Genomic DNA, 15,809 nt, shown 5'->3' on the forward strand with positions numbered 1-15,809 from the left:
AGCTGTTAGCTGTTAGCTCAAACATTTTCTTACAGGCACAAAAAAAGGCAACCCCTTAGGATTACCTTCTATTCAAACATAATGAGCTAGTTTTAGCTCATCGAAGCAATATTAAAGAGCTACGATGTTTTCTGCTTGAGGACCTTTTTGACCTTGAGTAACAGTGAACTGTACTTTTTGGCCTTCAGCAAGAGTTTTAAAACCAGTGCTTGCGATTGCAGAGAAGTGTGCAAATACGTCTGGACCGTTTTCTTGCTCAATGAAACCAAAACCTTTAGATTCGTTGAACCATTTTACTGTACCAGTAGTAGTTGTAGACATAATAGTATCCTATTTAATTTTTGAGTAATTTAACCTTGCTATTCAAGGCATTTTTGCTAGAAGTGTTGCTATTACTTATGAAGTATAGGATTCGGTACATAATACGGAACAATGAACATAAATATAAAACTAACTCTCAAGCTGTGAAAGAGTATATATGGCTTTAAATAGCTGTCAACACCTATTTATTTAAAATATAAAATTTTTAAAAATAAAAGCCTTCTATTATATATTCCTCACATTATTGGAAATTCCGGTATAAAATGGCACACATATTGTTTATCAGGAAATAAAAAATGACGATTTGGATAGATGCAGATGCTTGCCCAGTTCCAGTACGAGAGATAGTAATAAGAGCCAGCGAACGAACTAGTACGCCACTTATTTTTGTTGCTAATAGTACATTACCAGTGCCACGCAGGGCGTTAATAAAAACCGTGCAAGTTGCACAGGGCTTTGATGTGGCAGATAACTACATTTCTCAACATGTTGGAAAAAGTGATCTTGTTGTTACACAAGATATCCCTCTCGCTGCCGAGATAGTAGAAAAAGGGATCACGGCACTTAACCCTCGTGGCGAGCTATATACTGCCGAAAATATCCGTCAACGATTAGCAATGCGCAATTTTGCACAAGAGATGCGGGATATCGGGCAGATGACGGGTGGACAATCTAAGTTTGCTGATAAAGAGAAGCAGGCATTCGCAAATGCCTTAGATAGATGGTTACAAAAGAATAAGGCTTGAAAAGACAAGAAGGTTTGAAAGCAAGAAAGTAATAAGGCTAGAAAGCGGGAAAACTCTCTAGCCTTCAAGCCTTTAACCTCTCCAGCCTTCTAGCCCTCTAGCCTTTATGCCTTACCGCTTTTAAACCTTCCAGCCTTTAAGGCTAATACCTATAATATTTGTTCGGCACTTTTAAGCTTCGCAATACGCTCAGCTTCTGCGTTTTTCTTTTTTCGATTATCACAAGGTTCCGGACAATCACACTCTTTATCGATACCTACCGATGCTAAGCCTCCGCAACTTCCTCCAATGGTTTTTTTATTAACAATATAACCAATGGCCATCGCCACGATCACCACTAAAAAGACCACAAATGTAGCAATAAAATAAATCATTATTTTTCCTCAAATAGATAAGGCTTAAATTCAGCAGTAAACTGCTCGATATATTCATCGCCTTGTTTAACAAGTAAAAATACCGCTAATTTTTGTTGTTTAGCAAAGGTAAGCCCTTCTTCTGGCCCTAATACGCTAATCACCGTAGCTAATCCATCAGCCATCATACTACTTTCATGAATAACGGTCACCGAGACTAGTTTGTGATTAATCGGTTTTCCCGTTTTAGGATCAATGGTGTGAGAATACCTAATACCATCAAATTCATAGTAATTACGATAATCACCTGAAGTTGCAATAGCATTATCACCAATTTGAAGCAGTCGCTGTACATTTTGTCCAATGTTAGGTCGCTCGATAGCAAGCATCCATTGTTCGTTCTGAGGCTTAACACCTTTAGCACGTAACTCCCCACCAATATCAACAAGATAATCATTAATACCGCGACTTTCTAAATATTGAGCAACCACATCAACGCCATAACCTTTAGCGATAGATGACAAATCAACATATAGTTCAGGTTTCGCTTTATACAGCGTATTGTCCCTCACTCCTAAATACTGACTTCCAACCCATTGTTGTCTTTTTTTGATAGTTTCATCACTCGGAACTTTAATTGGTTTTTTATCAGGACCAAAGCCCCATAAATTAACCAACGGCCCGACCGTCACATCAAAAGCACCATTAGATTGATTAAATAATGCTAAAGAAGCTTTAACAACATAAGCTGTCGCAGGTGATACCTCTAAGGTTTCCTTAGCTTTGTTAAATCGACTTAACTCTGAATCAGGCCTGTAGGTAGACATCTGATCATTCACCAATTCTAATTGTTTATCTATTTCGACTTGAATTGCTGAGATCTTATAAGCTGCGTCAAGTTGTTGCTGCTCATTGAGAGCCATAGTCACCTGGTAATAGGTCCCCATGGTTTTCCCCTGCACTAAAACAAGTTTAGTTTTTGGTGTGGGGTCACTACAGGATGAAATAAAAAAGGCTAGCCCTATTAAGGCTAGCCATTTAGTTATCTGATGCATCATTAATGATCAACCGAAGTCATCAAGCATGATATTTTCATCTTCAACACCTAAGTCTTTCAGCATTGAGATAACAGCAGAGTTCATCACCGGTGGACCACACATGTAAAACTCACAATCTTCTGGCGCTTCATGATCTTTCAGGTAATTTTCTAACAATACGTTATGGATGAAGCCAGTGTAACCTTCCCAATTATCTTCTGGTTGCGGATCACTTAGTGCAACATGCCATTCAAAGTTTTCATTCTCTTTCGCGATAGTGTCGAAATCTTCTACGTAGAACATTTCACGCTTAGATCGGGCACCGTACCAAAAGCTACATTTACGTTTTGTATGTAAGCGACGGAACTGGTCGAAAATATGTGAACGCATTGGTGCCATACCAGCACCACCACCAACAAATACCATCTCATTTTCAGTTTCTTTAGCAAAGAACTCACCAAATGGGCCTGAAATAGTGACTTTATCGCCAGCTTTAAGACTAAAGATATACGATGACATTTTACCACATGGTAGAGATAGATCACGCGGAGGTGGCGTAGCAATACGCACGTTCAACATGATAATACCTTCTTCACCAGGGTAGTTCGCCATTGAGTAAGCACGAATCGTTTCTTCGTCTACTTTTGACTCTAAATCGAAAAACTTAAAGTGCTCCCAATCACCACGGTACTGCTCTTCAATATCAAAGTCTTTATATTTAACATGATGTGCAGGCGCTTCAATTTGGATATAACCACCGGCTCTGAATGGTACTGATTCACCATCTGGGATTTGAAGTTTAAGCTCTTTAATAAAGGTTGCTTCATTACCATTAGAGATAACTTCACATTCCCATTTCTTAACACCAAAGATCTCTTCAGGTAGCTCAATGTCCATATCTTCTTTAACATTTACCTGACAAGAAAGACGCTCACCCTCCTTCGCTTCTTTTTTACTAATATGATCTAATTCTGTAGGTAGAATATCGCCGCCACCAGATTTAACTTTAACGCGACACTGACCACATGTACCACCACCACCACAGGCAGAAGATACAAAAATACCCGAGTTTGCTAATGCACCCAGTAGTTTTCCACCTGCTTGTGTTGTGATGTTTTTATCTGCATCACCATTAACAGCAATTGTAATGTCACCAGAGCTTACTAGTTTTGCTTTTGCCGATAAAATAATTACCACTAACGCCAAAACAACAATTGTAAACATGGCAACGCCGAGAAATATTTCTATCATCCGACTTTTTCCTTGTTCTGTGGAGGCCTAAGCCTCCGAAATTACTAATAGATTAAACAGTGCAATTACAACTGAATACCAGAGAATGACATGAAACCTAATGCCATTAAACCTGTTGTTACGAATGTAATACCCAGACCACGTAAACCATCTGGCACGTCTGAATATTTCATTTTTTCACGAATACCCGCTAGGGCAATAATTGCTAATGTCCAACCAACACCACTACCAATACCGTAGACCGCTGACTCTAATAAGTTATATTCACGTTGTACCATAAATGATACACCACCGAATATTGCACAGTTAACGGTAATAAGCGGCAAGAAAATACCTAATGCTTGATACAAAGCAGGGAAGTATTTATCTAATACCATCTCTAGTATTTGTACTAGCGCAGCGATTACACCGATGAATGTGATAAAGCCTAAGAAGCTTAAATCTGCATCAGGGAAACCAGCCCACTCTAGTGCGCCAGGTGCTAATAAGTTAAAGTAAATGATTTGGTTAACCGGTACCGAGATACCTAGTACCACGATAACCGCGACACCTAAACCCATCGACGTTTTAACTTTCTTAGATACAGCTAGGAACGTACACATCCCTAAAAAGAAAGCTAATGCCATATTTTCCATGAAAATAGAGCGAACAAATATGCTTAAATAATGTTCCATTCAAATTACTCCTTTGGCTCTACTTGTTCAGGTTTAACGGTACGAATCGCCCAAATAATGCCACCAATGATAAAGAAGGCACTTGGTGGTAATAGCAATAGACCGTTACCTTGGTACCAACCACCATTAGAGATTAATGGCAAGATTTCAAAACCAAACAGTGCACCAGAACCAAATAGTTCACGGAAACCACCTACAAGGATAAGAATGAAACCGTAACCTAAACCATTACCGATACCATCCATTAAACTTGGGAAAGGTTTGTTCTTCATCGCAAATGCTTCAGCGCGGCCCATTACAATACAGTTTGTGATGATAAGACCAACATATACTGATAATTGCGTCGATAAGCCGTATGCATAAGCACGTAGCACTTGGTCAACTAAGATAACCAATGAAGCGATAATAGCCATCTGCACGATGATACGTACACTATTTGGAATAAAGTTACGAATCATTGAGATAAACAAGTTAGAGAATGCAGTTACAAAGACAACCGCCAGCGTCATTACAAACGCTGTTTCTAACGTTGCAGTTACTGCTAGTGCAGAACATACCCCTAGAATTTGTAGTGCAATCGGGTTATTGCTGACTACAGGAGAGGTTAGTACCTCTTTCAATTCACTTGATTTAGCCATTATTTAGCGCTCCTTCACGTACTTTGCTAAGAAATGGACCAAATCCATTCTTACCTAACCAGAAGTCAAAGGTGTTCTGTACGCCATTTGCCGTTAATGTTGCGCCAGATAATCCATCAACATCATGCTTTGACTCTGGTGCAGCTTGACCTTTAACAACGTTAATTGCAGGTTGACCATTCTCATCAAATAGCTCTTTACCTACAAACACAGCACGCCAGCGAGGGTTTTGAACCTCACCACCTAGCCCAGGTGTTTCACCTTGATCGTAGTAAGTAAGACCTTCGATAGTATTGCCATCAGCTTTAATCGCCACAAATGCATACATCGTTGACCATAGACCAGCACCATGAACAGGCAATATGATACGTTGTAGTTGACCATTATCGTCATTCACTAAATAGACAGTTGCCAGGTTTGCACGACGTCCAATTTTAGCTACATCTTGCTCAGCATCTAGCTTAATACTTTTTGCCGGATCTTTGGCAGCAATACGTTGGTCGTATTTGGCATTATCAGCAACAAATTCACCTGTGTTTAAATCAACAATTTTCATTTTAATATTTGATTTAAAGGCTTCTTCTACTGTTTTTTCGATACCTGCAACGGCAAGAATATTACTTTGTTTATCAAGCTCTTTATTCTTAACCTGCATAGGACGTAAACCAACAGCTGCGCCCGCTACAATAATTGAACATACTAGACACACTGCTAGTACAACAATCATCGTTTTGCCGAATGTTTCTTGTTGATTAGACATTACGTGTCAACCTCCGTTTGATGTTTCCTTGCACTACAAAGTAGTCAAATAATGGAGCGAATAGGTTAGCAAATAAGATAGCCAGCATCATACCCTCTGGGAACGCAGGGTTAACCACACGAATAAGAACAACCATTACACCAATCAAAGCACCGTAAGCCCAGCGACCTTTGTTTGTAAATGATGCAGACACAGGATCTGTTGCCATGAATATCATACCAAAGGCAAAACCACCCATTACTAAGTGCCAATACCAAGGTAATTGGAACATATGGTTAGTATCACTGCCAATCGCGTTAAATAATAATGAAGTCGCAATCATACCGATCATGACACCACTTATAATTCGCCACGATGCAATGCCAGTAATAACAATAAATGCACCACCGATTAAGATTGCTAGCGTTGAAACTTCACCAACACTACCCTGCATATTACCGATGAAAGCATCCATCCAAGATAAGTTAGCCTGAACAGCTTCTAAACCGCCTTGAGACATTACACTTAGTGATGTTGCACCAGAGAATCCATCAACTGCAGTCCACACTGCATCACCAGAAATATCAGTAGGATAAGCAAAGAATAGGAAAGCACGGCCAGCAAGCGCAGGATTTAAGAAGTTACGACCTGTGCCACCAAATATCTCTTTAGCAACAACAACACCAAAGGTAATACCTAGGGCAACTTGCCAAAGTGGAATAGTTGCAGGTACGATCAATGCAAACAGTACAGAAGAAACGAAGAAACCTTCATTAACTTCATGCTTACGCACACTTGCAAATAATACTTCCCAAAAGCCACCAACAATAAATGTTACGGCATAAATAGGTAGGAAATACATTGCCCCGAACAGGAAGTTATCAAATAAATTAGCACCAGACCCCATGGTCACGCCTAACATATTTAAGATAGCAACACGCCAATCGTCAAGTGCAGCATAACCGCCAATGATTGCCTCATTAGCTTGTAAGCCGGTGTTATACATACCGTAAAACATCGCAGGGAATGTTGCTAACCAAACAAATATCATCATTCGTTTAAGGTCAAGGTTATCACGCACATGCGTGATCCCTTTTGTAACATATCCAGGAGTATAGAAAAATGTCGCAGCAGCTTCGTACAGAGCGTACCATTTTTCATGGCGTCCCCCTGCCTCGAAATGCGGCTCCATTTTCTCAATTATATGTTTAAGCCCCATGTTTAGCCTTCCTTCTCAATTTTATTTAGGTTAGCACGTAGGTAATTACCGTAGTCATACTTACCTGGACATGCATAAGTACATAACGCTAAATCTTCTTCATCTAACTCTAAACAGCCTAGTGTTTGAGCACCATCGCTGTCGCCAACAATTAAGTCTCGTAATAATACCGTAGGCAAAATATCCAGAGGCATAACACGTTCATATTGACCAATTGGCACCATTGCACGTTTACTGCCACCCGTTGTGGTAGTGAATGCAAAACGTTTAGCTTTATTTAAAGCAGAAAGGAATACACGTGCAACAGAATGTTTGTTTACACCAGGAGCCCCCCAGCCAAACAGCTCTTTTTCGTAACCTTCTAGTAAGACAGACACTTGGTTATGGTAACGACCAAGGAAAGCATGAGGGCCGTAAGCGGTTACACCACATAAAACCGAACCAGAAATAACTCGCACATCACCAGCGACCAATTCATTTGCAGTTAATTGAGCAGTTGAAGCACCTATTACTGTACGTAATAAACGTGGTTTTGTGGCAGCAGGGCCAGCAAGAGAGATAACTTTATTTACATAAAGCTCACCCGTTACAAACAGTTGACCAAATGCAATCACATCTTGGTAATTGATTGACCATACTTGCTTATTAATTGAAACCGGATCAATGAAATGAATATGTGTTCCAGCCAGGCCTGCTGGGTGAACACCAGAGAATAACTTCTCTTCAACACGACTTATGTCAGAGGTAGGTAATTTACCTTCGCCTTTACAAACATAAACATTACCAGCCGTTAGTTGCGATAACACAGCTAAACCATCGGTAAATGCTTGTTGGTTTTCATTAATAATCAACTCAGCATCTGCAGCTAGTGGATTAGTATCCATAGCAGTAACAAAAATCGATGCAGGTATTGCATCAACCGCTGGTACTTTACTGAAAGGACGCGTACGAAGGGCTGTCCATGCACCAGAATCAACTAAGTTTTCAACGATCGAAGTGCGCTCAAGTTTTGCCAGTTGTGCACTTTCATATTTTGGGAAAGAGACTGACTCTTGACCTTCAACTGAAATAACAACAGATTGCAAAACACGTTTTGCACCACGATTAATCTCTTTAACTACACCAGATGCTGGAGCGGTAAATTTAACACCAGGGTTCTTTTTATCAGCAAAAAGAACTTGGCCTTTCTTTACAGTATCGCCGGCTTTAACAGCCATTGATGGACGCATACCAACATATTCTTCGCCTAGTATAGCTACTTCAGTAATGGCTGGACCATCCTGAATAACTTGCTCTGGTGCTCCGCTAATAGGGAGATCCAGTCCTTTTTTTATAGTAATCATATTTATTTGCACTATGTTTACGGGAAGAAGAGTTAGATGCCTTTCGGCATAAAAACATTACAAGTTACGCGATTGTGAAAAATAACTTTAACAATCGATTAACAAGTAGACTAAAAAATTCCGCGCTATATTACCATTATTTGCCCTGAGATTACCATCGCTATTGCATCTAGTAACTCTATTGAGTTCAAACTTTTATGTGAAATAATTTTACATAACCGATACTGTTTTAACATTTTCTCTTTGCTACTTACCGCCTCCCATACAATCAGCTGAGAGCGGTGAACGATTGCCTTTCTCTTGCCATTGCAATGGTGTGTATGTATGCATAGCGAGCGCGTGCACGGGGCCAGCTAACTGTTCTGCTAATAATTCATTAATTAACCGATGTCTTGCAATGAGCATTTTTCCATTAAACTGCTCGCTCACAACGGTCACTTTAAAATGGGTTTCTGAATTAGCAGGAACAGCATGTCGATGACTTTCATTTTCAACCTGTAAATATAGACAATCTATATTTTCCGTTAATATTTTTTCGATAATACCTTGTACCTTCATTGATCTATCCTTAAGCTATTAATTTCACTTTATATATTTTAAAGGTAGCCGATTAGCCTGAGCCTATACCTTTATCAAATCACAATAGCAGGTGTTTTTTGTCGACTCAATCTACTTCCCTTAATGTAGGGATTACAAAGCCATTCCCTTGCTCCTATTTAGCGGATCATCAAGAAACATTAATCATGTTAATTGAACCCGAAATAAATGCTAAAACCTATTATCCAACATTGTTAGCGAATGGTTTCAGACGAAGTGGCGATCAAGTTTACCGACCTCACTGTGAAAATTGCCAAGCGTGTCAATCGCTTCGTATTCCTGTGAGCCACTTTTCACCATCACGAAGTCAAAAACGTTTAACAAATAAGAATAAGCATTTCATTATTAAAATCGCAAAAAACACCTCAGCTCAATATTTTTCCCTTTACCAGCGCTACATCTCTGAAGTTCATGCAGATGGCCCAATGTTCCCGCCCTCAAAATCACAGTATGATGATTTTATCCAAAGCCAATGGAATGAAGCATTGTTTATTGAAATTTATGATCAAGAAAAATTAATTTCGGTGAGTATTACAGATCAAATTCAGAGTGCTACCGGCATTGCATGGAGTGCATTTTACTGTTTTTATGATCCTGATTATCAAGCATTTTCACTGGGGAAATTTGCAGTATTAACACAGTTAAGGCTCGCCAATGCCCATAAAATTGACTGGCTCTACCTTGGTTATTACATCGCATCCTGTCAGAAAATGAATTACAAAACACAATTTAATCCACACCAGCGTTTTATTGATGGCGATTGGAAAAGTTTTCAATCGTAGATATTTTAGTAAATAGCACAATAAACAAGCAACAAACCTTTACCCATTCATATAATTCTGGCATGATGCGCCGATTGAAATTAGCACTATTCCTCGAAATGATTGAGGAAACCAAAAAACATTAAGGATCCATTACGAATGGCAAAAGAAGATAGTATTGAAATGCAAGGCACCATCATGGATACCCTGCCTAACACAATGTTCCGTGTAGAGCTAGAAAACGGCCACATGGTAACAGCGCATATCTCTGGTAAAATGCGTAAAAACTACATCCGTATCTTAACGGGTGATAAAGTAACAGTTCAATTAACACCATATGACTTATCTAAAGGTCGCATTGTGTTCCGTGCACGTTAATTAATAATTAACGTCCATGAAAAAACCAGCCTAGTGCTGGTTTTTTAGTTCTTAGACTTATATTTTAGCAACCTAATAATCAATCTTTTTACTTCTCAGATTTTTAGTCGCTCCACGTTGTGTTTTTTTATCAACGCGTCTTACCTGTGAATTTCGTGTCGCTCTTGTGGGACGTCTTGCTTTTTGTACCACTACCGCAGATAAAATCAGCGTTTTCAAGCGTTCCAAGGCATCTGAACGATTTTTTTCTTGAGTACGGTGATTTTGTGCTTTTAGTACAATAACACCATCACTAGTGATACGCGCATCAGAAAGCTGCAATAGACGCTCTTTATAGAACGCAGGTAATGTTGACCTATTAACATCAAATCGTAAATGTATTGCTGAACTAACCTTATTAACATTCTGTCCACCTGCCCCTTGAGCACGAATAGCCGTTAATTCTATTTGCCAATCGGCAATTTCGACGCCGTTAGAAATTTTCAGTGGCATTATATTAATCCTTTGTTTTATCTAAATAATGGCGACGGTATAGATCCGCTGGCATCTTAGATATTTGATAATCGATCATATATTCAAAGCTTTCCAGAAGTGGGAAAAACTTATCTGTGTCGTCTTCTAATTGTGATAGCAGATAATACCCCGCTTCGACTGTTGATAATCCATCATCCCGGGGAGACTTACGTAAACGATAATTACTCTTTGCGTCAGCATCAATAGAAACCCTAGGTAAGGCTTGCAAAAAAGGGTTACTCATTAAAAGCTTATAGGCTTTTTTCCAGCTCCCATCAAGTAATATAAATACGCTTTGATCGTTTAATCTAAATTGTTTATTACATTGAGTTGCGGAGATCGCTTCGTCACTCGGGAACAAGAGATAACAGTTATTGAGATCGAACTCTTGTTCATTAAACAACTCTCCCACCGAAAGTTGTACATTTTTTAAAGAGAGCTTTAAAATGCGCGCCGTTCCAATCGCTTTTTTCTCTTCACTGGGATCTTGTAAAATATGTAAGCGATGTACATTATTAATTGCTTTGATAGTGTGACAAATACAAGCAGAGCTCGCTTTTAAACAGTTATCGCAACGCGCTCTTTTAGCCATTATTTAACCTTAATGTAGAAATGAAAACACATGCGCTCACTTTATATTGAAACCACTGTTTATGTTTTACTTTGCATCAGCATCTACCTGTTTGAACCAAAAACAAGTCATTGGCTAGCATATTACCACAGCGATATCTCCCAATTCGAGCTTTGGCGATTAATAACGGCCACTTTTTGCCACACCAACTTTAATCACCTTGCCATGAACCTACTAGGATTATTAGTCACAATCGGGCTATTTTTCGAATCGTTCAAAATAATGACGCTCACGATGTTAATTATTTTTAGCTCCGTTATCATCGGCCTATCACTCTTTTTCCTTGAGCCATCTCTCATCGGGTATGTTGGACTTTCCGGAGTATTACATGCGTTATTTAGCTTCGGGATTGCTTGCGATATACAGCGTAAGACGGCATGGGGATATTTATTAGCAGTGGGACTGTTACTTAAGCTTGCGCATGAACAATTTTTTGGCGCAACACAAAGTACCATGGAATTAATTGACGCTCCTGTCATGGTAAATGCACACCTATATGGCGCAGTAGCAGGGTTACTCTTTTTTGCATTATTAAATGCAATAAATAGAAAAAGGTAGCCATAGGCTACCTTTAAATGGGCGAGTCGTCGGAGAAAATGAGAGTAAAAACCAAAGAAATTTTCACCCATTTTTCTGCGATGGAAAGCTGATGTTCAGCTTCTCATCGGCTATTACTTAACGTCTACCCTTGTAGGAGCGATAATACGTTTTGTGTACTTGCATTCGCTTGCGATAGCATAGAAGTACCAGCTTGTTGCAAGATTTGCGCTTTACTCATTTTCGACGTTTCAGCAGCAAAGTCTGCATCATAAATACGTGATTTTGCACCCGATAAGTTTTGCGATACATTTTCAAGATTCGAAATTGTTGAGCCTAAACGGTTTTGAATCGCACCTAGATTTGCTCGTGAATCTGATATTTTTTGTAGCGCGTCATCAATACGATTGATGGAGTTCGACGCATTAGCTGCAGTATTCACACTTAAGCCTTTACCCACAGCACCAGAGTTTCCGCCCATATCTGTTAAGCCAAGCTTATCAAAGGCTTGTTCCTTTTCTGCCTCTGTTGATGCTGTGCTAGTAATTGTAACATCAGCTCCATCTTGACCTGTAAGCGTTATTTCACCACGGGTTGTTAGACCAGTACCAGTCGTAGTATTACCAACAAATGGGTTACCTGTTGTTGTCGTCACATTAACGTCATTGCCTGACTGTGAGGTTAATATTAATTTACCATCTTCACTTGCGCTTGCAACTACACCTTGAATACCAGAAGCATTAATTGCCCCTACAACCTCATCAAGCGTAGTGGGTGGAGCAGCAAGGGCACTGTTAGTGGCCGTCATATCAATAACCGCACCATTAATGGTAAATCCTGTCGCCCCTTCAGCCGCCATAGTTGAAATTTCTACAGAGTACTCGATTGTTGTCGTTGCAGAAGCTGATACACCAGTCTCATCTGAAATTGCATTAATAGCAAAGGCTTTATCTGCTGCTGAAGTCCCCGTTACAGCGCCTAACTCAACACCGTTAATAACAATACCGTCATTAGCTGTAATTGCACCATTGCTCACTTTTACTTCGCCACCTTTAATGACATCCGACCCTACAGAGACATTAAAGCCCATATCTTGAACATCAGAAACAGTTCCGTTCGTCCCCGTAGATACTTCCACCGGGCTTCCGTCTGCACTAGTTAATGACACGTAGCCTTCGTAGCTATCAGCAACTAGGCCTACTTGAGCAGCACCAGCTCCACCTATAGTAATAGATTTACCAGTATCATTACTTAATATCAAACCACCTTCACTATTAAGTGCAGCTGTCACTCCACCTACATCACGGTTAATGGTATCAACTAAATCTTGAGGACTTGATGTCGCACCAATCGGAATTGCGGTCGCCCCATCAACGGAAATTGTTAAAGATCCATCAGTCTTACCATCTATGCCAGCAGCACCTTCTACAACATTGTATGCCGTTGCAGTGACACCTGTTAAGCCTTGTTTGTCATTAATCGCAGTTGCAATTACATTAGCGCTTGCAATGGTACCTGCGGTTGTTGCAACAGCGCCAATATCAACACCATTAATAGCAACCGTACCTTCGGGAATAGCACCAGCCGTACCAACAGGGGAAACAGCACCAGAAACACGTCCACCATTTAAATCACCCAAACCAGAGACTGCATTTAAGTTAAGATCGGTGGTTGTTACCGCATCAATAGAGAACGTTAAACGCTCACCGGAGTTGGCACCAATTTGAAGTGTTGTACTACCACCACTACCATCAAGTAAGTTAACGCCATTAAATTGGGTAACCGTTGAAATTCTGTCTAACTCTTCATAAAGTTGGTCAACCTCTTTCTGGATTGATGCTCTGTTTGATGATGAGTTGGTATCATTGGCAGCCTGAATAGATAGCTCACGCATACGTTGCAAAATATTGGTCATCTCATCCATCGCACCCTCAGCGGTTTGCGACATTGAGATACCATCATTGGCATTACGAACCGCTTGGTTAATACCACGAATTTGAGATTCCATACCGGTTGCAATGGCAAGACCAGCTGCATCATCTTTAGCACTATTGATACGTAAACCTGAAGAGAGACGCTCCATCGCTTCATTTTGCGTATTTTGACTTTTGTTTAACTGACGCTGTGCATTTAGCGACATTATGTTGGTATTTATCATTTGAGCCATAATTTACTCCTAGTTCCTTTGCTATCCCGTTTTGGGGGGAATCGGCAATTGTTCATTAATTACCGTCAATTTTTACTCTCATGGTTTACAATGCGATTTGCATGCCAACTTTTTAAACAGGTTGTTTTTTAAACAACAGCACTGCTAAAACAAGGGGTTAGGGGTAAAGACTATCTGTCAAAAGATCTTTTTTTAGATAGTGAATAGGGGGCAAAAAAAAAGAGGCAATTAATTGCCTCTTTTTAATCATAGAAAAACATGAGTTAAATAAGTTTAAACAAACTTAATGATTGCATCTGTACAAATGTTTGTTGCGAGACTTCAAGTAAGCTCATCTGCATTTTAAACTCACTAATAGCGGCAGCCATATCTAGATCTTCCAAATTCGACAATGTTTTTTGATTGGTTAAATTAAAGTCCTGCGTGGATTCACTTTGATTATCGATAGTTCGCATACGCGCACCTACTGAGGTACGAATACCCGAAACATTTTCCATGGCATTATCAACTTGCAGACGTGCCATGTTAAAACGCATTTCACGCTGAGCGGAGGCAACATCATCTTCACCAGGTATTCTTAAGGTATCAATGGCATCTTTAATGGTAGAAAAAATATCTTTTTCGCCACTTTGACGCAGGGCAAATGAATCGGTATTCATCACATTACCTTTTAGCTCTGTTTTAATACCATTAAATTCAATTGACTGGCCTTCCGTATATTTAGTCGGTTCAACATATTTATTAAGTGTATAACTATCAGTAACATCAGGTACCCCCTGAATGTCAAAGTTTAATCCATTCAAATTAACGCTTTGCTGATTCGTATCAGCAGGATCATACATAGCAGCTGGCGTTGCGGAAACACCGTTAACTGTGACCTCGAATAATGGCCCTACGGCAACAAAGCCAACGGTGACACCATTCGCAACGGCGGGATCATACAAAGCGGGATCGAAGCTAGCAAAGTTTGGATCGCTAATATCAACGGAAGCTAGATTGATGGTCGCATTCCCAGTCACCGTTGTTTCTTTTAAACCATACACAGAGTAATCAGGATCGGCGCCAGCGGCAGTTTCAGTGATAGCAACAGTGTAGTCTTCACTTAAAAAACCATTCGCAGCTTTGCTATCAATGACTGATGCCTCATTGATTACGCCCGAGCCATTATTGTTGATATTAGCCTCGGAAACAAAAGTCCCATTACCCTCTGCGATTTCATTAAATACAGAAGCACCAGAATCATTACCTTGCACGAAGACACCTGGTCCCACTTTGTAATTACGATCGCCGTTATCACCGTGGTATTCAATGGTGCCAAACTCATTGCTTTGGTAGGGCTGAGTATCAACTTCAAAACCGGCAAAAATAAACTGACTATTGCCATCGCGAGTATTAGCTACTCCCATGAGTTCTTCACGTAAGCCTTCCAATTCAACGGCAACCGCTTCACGGTTTTGTGCGTTATAAGTTTCGTTACCCGCAGTCACTAACAGTTCACGTACTCTTTGTAGAATATTTGTAACTTGTTGTAAGGAGGTTTCTTCCAACGCATTAGCCGTTTCAGCCATCTCACCATTCTTTAAAAATTGCTCACCCATGCTTAAATCTTGCTTCAATCGCTGAATAGTGGAAATTGCAACGGCATCATCAGAGCCATGAATGACGCGTTTAGATGTAGATAAATGCATGTTTTGCTGGCTTAATTTAGTTTGTTGCCCCAATACACTATCAACATTACGTTGGAAAAAGACCTGTGTGGAAATACGCATAATTGCCTCTCTTAATACCTTTCTAAAGCGGGTGGCTTAATCTAAGTATTTAAAAGAATGCAATAATTATTCCAGTTTGAAATTTAAAAGTATTTTTTTGAAGTGGCAAAGCGATTCAATTAATAGTTATCGCTT

At 39.8% G+C, this 15,809-nt stretch carries 18 protein-coding genes; 4 read left to right on the forward strand and 14 right to left on the reverse strand.

Features of this window, described 5'->3' with window-relative positions; all coding sequences use genetic code 11:
* Nucleotides 1-111: 111 nt before the first annotated feature.
* Nucleotides 112-321, reverse strand: a complete 210-nt coding sequence (locus CW745_RS04795) for a cold-shock protein (RefSeq protein WP_028866731.1) — start codon at nucleotides 319-321, stop codon at nucleotides 112-114.
* 296 nt (nucleotides 322-617) lie between these two features.
* Between CW745_RS04795 and CW745_RS04800 the strand changes: the two genes are divergently transcribed.
* A complete protein-coding gene (locus CW745_RS04800; RefSeq protein WP_101107378.1) occupies nucleotides 618-1,067 on the forward strand; it encodes a YaiI/YqxD family protein in 450 nt (149 codons plus the stop codon).
* A 149-nt stretch (nucleotides 1,068-1,216) separates the two neighbouring features.
* Here CW745_RS04800 and nqrM read toward each other — a convergent pair whose 3' ends face one another.
* From nqrM to CW745_RS04845, 9 genes are all read right to left on the reverse strand, one after another.
* Nucleotides 1,217-1,441, reverse strand: a complete 225-nt coding sequence (gene nqrM, locus CW745_RS04805; RefSeq protein WP_101107379.1) for a (Na+)-NQR maturation NqrM — start codon at nucleotides 1,439-1,441, stop codon at nucleotides 1,217-1,219.
* On the reverse strand, nucleotides 1,441-2,367 hold the full coding sequence (locus tag CW745_RS04810; RefSeq protein WP_343226075.1) for an FAD:protein FMN transferase: 927 nt from the start codon (nucleotides 2,365-2,367) through the stop codon (nucleotides 1,441-1,443). Before CW745_RS04810 ends, nqrM begins: the two co-directional genes overlap by 1 nt.
* Before the next feature lie 117 nt (nucleotides 2,368-2,484).
* Complete coding sequence (gene nqrF / locus CW745_RS04815) at nucleotides 2,485-3,708, reverse strand: NADH:ubiquinone reductase (Na(+)-transporting) subunit F (RefSeq protein ID WP_101107381.1); 1,224 nt, start codon at nucleotides 3,706-3,708, stop codon at nucleotides 2,485-2,487.
* A gap of 65 nt (nucleotides 3,709-3,773) precedes the next feature.
* Nucleotides 3,774-4,382: an NADH:ubiquinone reductase (Na(+)-transporting) subunit E gene (gene nqrE, locus CW745_RS04820; protein ID WP_101107382.1), complete on the reverse strand. Its 609-nt coding sequence runs from the start codon at nucleotides 4,380-4,382 to the stop codon at nucleotides 3,774-3,776.
* A 5-nt stretch (nucleotides 4,383-4,387) separates the two neighbouring features.
* The gene (locus CW745_RS04825; RefSeq protein ID WP_101107383.1) at nucleotides 4,388-5,020 is read right to left on the reverse strand and encodes an NADH:ubiquinone reductase (Na(+)-transporting) subunit D; all 633 of its coding nucleotides are present in this window, start codon (nucleotides 5,018-5,020) and stop codon (nucleotides 4,388-4,390) included.
* Nucleotides 5,013-5,780, reverse strand: a complete 768-nt coding sequence (locus tag CW745_RS04830) for a Na(+)-translocating NADH-quinone reductase subunit C (RefSeq protein WP_101107384.1) — start codon at nucleotides 5,778-5,780, stop codon at nucleotides 5,013-5,015. The genes CW745_RS04825 and CW745_RS04830 overlap by 8 nt, the downstream gene beginning before the upstream one ends.
* Nucleotides 5,773-6,978, reverse strand: coding sequence for an NADH:ubiquinone reductase (Na(+)-transporting) subunit B (locus tag CW745_RS04835; RefSeq protein ID WP_101107385.1), 1,206 nt, complete (start codon nucleotides 6,976-6,978; stop codon nucleotides 5,773-5,775). Before CW745_RS04835 ends, CW745_RS04830 begins: the two co-directional genes overlap by 8 nt.
* A gap of 2 nt (nucleotides 6,979-6,980) precedes the next feature.
* Nucleotides 6,981-8,321: a Na(+)-translocating NADH-quinone reductase subunit A gene (locus CW745_RS04840; RefSeq protein WP_101107386.1), complete on the reverse strand. Its 1,341-nt coding sequence runs from the start codon at nucleotides 8,319-8,321 to the stop codon at nucleotides 6,981-6,983.
* Between the two features lie 246 nt (nucleotides 8,322-8,567).
* Nucleotides 8,568-8,879, reverse strand: coding sequence for a BolA family protein (locus CW745_RS04845; RefSeq protein ID WP_101107387.1), 312 nt, complete (start codon nucleotides 8,877-8,879; stop codon nucleotides 8,568-8,570).
* A 98-nt stretch (nucleotides 8,880-8,977) separates the two neighbouring features.
* Between CW745_RS04845 and CW745_RS04850 the strand changes: the two genes are divergently transcribed.
* Both CW745_RS04850 and infA read left to right on the forward strand, forming a co-directional pair.
* Entirely contained in the window at nucleotides 8,978-9,700 is a 723-nt protein-coding gene (locus tag CW745_RS04850) for an arginyltransferase (protein WP_101107388.1), read from the forward strand.
* A 138-nt stretch (nucleotides 9,701-9,838) separates the two neighbouring features.
* Nucleotides 9,839-10,057 carry a translation initiation factor IF-1 gene (infA, locus tag CW745_RS04855; protein WP_015465665.1) on the forward strand — a complete coding sequence of 73 codons (219 nt, stop codon included), beginning with the start codon at nucleotides 9,839-9,841 and terminating at the stop codon, nucleotides 10,055-10,057.
* A 72-nt stretch (nucleotides 10,058-10,129) separates the two neighbouring features.
* Here the strand turns inward: infA and arfB are convergent, their stop codons facing one another.
* Both arfB and CW745_RS04865 read right to left on the reverse strand, forming a co-directional pair.
* Nucleotides 10,130-10,549, reverse strand: coding sequence for an alternative ribosome rescue aminoacyl-tRNA hydrolase ArfB (arfB, locus tag CW745_RS04860; RefSeq protein WP_101107389.1), 420 nt, complete (start codon nucleotides 10,547-10,549; stop codon nucleotides 10,130-10,132).
* 4 nt (nucleotides 10,550-10,553) lie between these two features.
* Nucleotides 10,554-11,162 carry a tRNA-uridine aminocarboxypropyltransferase gene (locus CW745_RS04865; protein ID WP_101107390.1) on the reverse strand — a complete coding sequence of 203 codons (609 nt, stop codon included), beginning with the start codon at nucleotides 11,160-11,162 and terminating at the stop codon, nucleotides 10,554-10,556.
* A 30-nt stretch (nucleotides 11,163-11,192) separates the two neighbouring features.
* Between CW745_RS04865 and rrtA the strand changes: the two genes are divergently transcribed.
* Nucleotides 11,193-11,759 (forward strand): rhombosortase, encoded by a 567-nt coding sequence (gene rrtA / locus CW745_RS04870; RefSeq protein ID WP_101107391.1) that lies wholly within the window; start codon nucleotides 11,193-11,195, stop codon nucleotides 11,757-11,759.
* 124 nt (nucleotides 11,760-11,883) lie between these two features.
* On the opposite strand, the gene CW745_RS04875 is transcribed toward rrtA, so the two are convergent.
* Both CW745_RS04875 and flgL read right to left on the reverse strand, forming a co-directional pair.
* Nucleotides 11,884-13,905, reverse strand: coding sequence for a flagellin (locus CW745_RS04875; RefSeq protein WP_101107392.1), 2,022 nt, complete (start codon nucleotides 13,903-13,905; stop codon nucleotides 11,884-11,886).
* Nucleotides 13,906-14,168: 263 nt separating this feature from the next.
* Nucleotides 14,169-15,674, reverse strand: a complete 1,506-nt coding sequence (gene flgL, locus CW745_RS04880; RefSeq protein WP_101107393.1) for a flagellar hook-associated protein FlgL — start codon at nucleotides 15,672-15,674, stop codon at nucleotides 14,169-14,171.
* Nucleotides 15,675-15,809: the final 135 nt, after the last annotated feature.

The organism is Psychromonas sp. psych-6C06, from assembly GCF_002835465.1.
GTDB lineage: Bacteria > Pseudomonadota > Gammaproteobacteria > Enterobacterales > Psychromonadaceae > Psychromonas.

Excerpts from the sequence above, each read along its gene's own strand:
- CW745_RS04795 (WP_028866731.1), bottom strand. The coding sequence starts at position 321 with ATGTCTACAACTACTACTGGTACAGTAAAATGGTTCAACGAATCTAAA.
- CW745_RS04800 (WP_101107378.1), top strand. The coding sequence starts at position 618 with ATGACGATTTGGATAGATGCAGATGCTTGCCCAGTTCCAGTACGAGAG.
- nqrM (WP_101107379.1), bottom strand. The coding sequence starts at position 1,441 with ATGATTTATTTTATTGCTACATTTGTGGTCTTTTTAGTGGTGATCGTG.
- CW745_RS04810 (WP_343226075.1), bottom strand. The coding sequence starts at position 2,367 with ATGGGGACCTATTACCAGGTGACTATGGCTCTCAATGAGCAGCAACAA.
- nqrF (WP_101107381.1), bottom strand. The coding sequence starts at position 3,708 with ATGATAGAAATATTTCTCGGCGTTGCCATGTTTACAATTGTTGTTTTG.
- nqrE (WP_101107382.1), bottom strand. The coding sequence starts at position 4,382 with ATGGAACATTATTTAAGCATATTTGTTCGCTCTATTTTCATGGAAAAT.
- CW745_RS04825 (WP_101107383.1), bottom strand. The coding sequence starts at position 5,020 with ATGGCTAAATCAAGTGAATTGAAAGAGGTACTAACCTCTCCTGTAGTC.
- CW745_RS04830 (WP_101107384.1), bottom strand. The coding sequence starts at position 5,780 with ATGTCTAATCAACAAGAAACATTCGGCAAAACGATGATTGTTGTACTA.
- CW745_RS04835 (WP_101107385.1), bottom strand. The coding sequence starts at position 6,978 with ATGGGGCTTAAACATATAATTGAGAAAATGGAGCCGCATTTCGAGGCA.
- CW745_RS04840 (WP_101107386.1), bottom strand. The coding sequence starts at position 8,321 with ATGATTACTATAAAAAAAGGACTGGATCTCCCTATTAGCGGAGCACCA.
- CW745_RS04845 (WP_101107387.1), bottom strand. The coding sequence starts at position 8,879 with ATGAAGGTACAAGGTATTATCGAAAAAATATTAACGGAAAATATAGAT.
- infA (WP_015465665.1), top strand. The coding sequence starts at position 9,839 with ATGGCAAAAGAAGATAGTATTGAAATGCAAGGCACCATCATGGATACC.
- arfB (WP_101107389.1), bottom strand. The coding sequence starts at position 10,549 with ATGCCACTGAAAATTTCTAACGGCGTCGAAATTGCCGATTGGCAAATA.
- CW745_RS04865 (WP_101107390.1), bottom strand. The coding sequence starts at position 11,162 with ATGGCTAAAAGAGCGCGTTGCGATAACTGTTTAAAAGCGAGCTCTGCT.
- rrtA (WP_101107391.1), top strand. The coding sequence starts at position 11,193 with ATGCGCTCACTTTATATTGAAACCACTGTTTATGTTTTACTTTGCATC.
- CW745_RS04875 (WP_101107392.1), bottom strand. The coding sequence starts at position 13,905 with ATGGCTCAAATGATAAATACCAACATAATGTCGCTAAATGCACAGCGT.
- flgL (WP_101107393.1), bottom strand. The coding sequence starts at position 15,674 with ATGCGTATTTCCACACAGGTCTTTTTCCAACGTAATGTTGATAGTGTA.